The sequence below is a fragment of the Asticcacaulis biprosthecium C19 genome (genome assembly GCF_000204015.1).
GTDB classification, from domain to species: domain Bacteria; phylum Pseudomonadota; class Alphaproteobacteria; order Caulobacterales; family Caulobacteraceae; genus Asticcacaulis; species Asticcacaulis biprosthecius.
Genome location: NZ_GL883077.1, coordinates 544,703 through 546,348 on the forward strand (window position 1 = coordinate 544,703; position 1,646 = coordinate 546,348).

At 60.3% G+C, this 1,646-nt stretch carries 2 protein-coding genes and 1 pseudogene; 1 reads left to right on the forward strand and 2 read right to left on the reverse strand.

The genetic code is table 11. The features are described 5' to 3' along the window. Window positions 1-74: 74 nt before the first annotated feature. Window positions 75-665 carry a prephenate dehydratase domain-containing protein gene (locus ABI_RS02870; protein ID WP_309545661.1) on the reverse strand — a complete coding sequence of 197 codons (591 nt, stop codon included), beginning with the start codon at window positions 663-665 and terminating at the stop codon, window positions 75-77. 85 nt (window positions 666-750) lie between these two features. Beyond that, window positions 751-939, reverse strand: a pseudogene (locus tag ABI_RS26550) (prephenate dehydratase domain-containing protein); the annotation flags it as partial. A gap of 198 nt (window positions 940-1,137) precedes the next feature. On the opposite strand from ABI_RS26550, the gene ABI_RS02875 reads away from it, so the two are divergent. Continuing rightward, window positions 1,138-1,646, forward strand: a 509-nt coding sequence (locus tag ABI_RS02875; RefSeq protein WP_040308871.1) for a c-type cytochrome, incomplete at its 3' end; no start/stop codon positions are given.

Consider the following 1,646-nt stretch of genomic DNA (forward strand, 5'->3'; position numbering starts at 1 on the left):
AAAATCCTCTTTTAATCTGTGTAATCTGTGGATCCCCTTAACATAGGATGCCGCTTCGCGGTGGGTTCAAGACCTTACCTTTGTCCTTCGCTCAGCCGGAACGGATCCATCGGATAAGTCCCCAGAATCTCCAGCTTGGTGGCGAAGAATTCCAACTCGATCAAAGCCTGTTTCAAACCCGGATCGTTAGGGCGGCCTTCGACGTCGCAATAGAAGAAGGTCGAGGCAAACACCCCGTTCTCGATATAGCTTTCCAGCTTGGTCATGTTGACGCCGTTGGTCGCGAACCCGCCCAAAGCCTTATACAGCGAGGCCGCCACATTCTTCACCCGGAAGACAAAACTGGTCACACATGGCACATCCGGCGCCGGGGCGACCACCCGGCCCTCGGTCGTCAACACCAGGAACCGGGTCGTGTTGTGGCGCGCGTCTTCCATGTTCTTCTTCAGGATCTTCAGGCCGTAGAGCTCGGCCGCCACTTCCGGGGCGATGGCCGCGCGGTCGAGCTCGCGCGTCTGCGACAGGGCGCGGGCCGCGCCCGCCGTGTCGTGGAAGACCTCGGCTGTAATGCCCAGTTCGCGCAGGGAGTTTCGGCATTGCAGCAGCGCCATGGCGTGTGAGGCGGCCACCTTGATGTTCTCCAGCGAGGTTTCCGGCACCGCCATCAGGTTCATCTCGATCGGCAAAAAAGCGCTCGCCGATGATCTTCAGCCCCGAATGCGGCAGCAGGTGATGGACGTCCGACACGCGTCCGGCGACCGAATTCTCGACCGGAATCATGCCAAGTTCGCATTCGCCGCTGTGGACCGCCTCGAACGCGGCTTCGAAGGTCGGAAACGGCGCGGCGGTAAAGTCGCCAAACCAACGCTTGATAGCCTGATGGCTGAAGGCCCCCGGCTCGCCCTGATAGGCGATCTTGCGTGTGGTCTGGTTTGACATAGTCTCTATATATTCCTCAGGTTATCGGCCCGACTTTCGGACCTGCGACGATTTGCCACTTTTGGCCGTTTGGGCGCAAAAGTCGGCTTGCGTCTTTGGCGGTAGCGTGTCAGAGAGCCAAACGCAAGCCGGGCTGTTGACACCATTGTCACAGCGCCTAATCTCCGGCGTTTATTGATTCATGGGTATTCGGGCAAGATGAGCGGCGACCTGACACTTAACAAGATTCTTGGTGCTGGCCTGGCGACGGGTTTGGTCATCATGGGCGTCAGCATCGGCGCCGAGTCCATCTATCACCGTGAGGCGCCGGAAAAGCCCGGCTACCTGATCGAGGTCGCTGAAGCCGAAGAGGCCGGTGGCGCCGCCACGGTCGAAGTCCTTCCCGATTGGGGCACGGTTCTGGCGACCGCCGACCTGGCTGCCGGTGAAGCCGCCTTCAAGAAGTGCGCCAGCTGCCACAACGCTGCCAATGGCGGCCCGAACAGCACCGGTCCGAATCTGTGGGGCCTGGTCGGCCGCCCGACCGCCTCGCACGCTGGATTTGAATATTCCGAAGCCATGAAGGCCCATGCCGGCGAAGCGCCGAACTGGACCTATGACCAGCTCTATGGCTTCCTCGGCGCTCCGGCAAAGTGGGTCAAGGGCACCAAGATGGCCTTCGCGGGCATCAAGAAGCCCGAAGAACGCATCGCTCTGATCGCCTATCT

What these genes read in the sequence shown, in the direction of transcription:
- ABI_RS02870 (WP_309545661.1), bottom strand. Translation starts at nt 665, where the DNA reads ATGGCGGTGCCGGAAACCTCGCTGGAGAACATCAAGGTGGCCGCCTCA.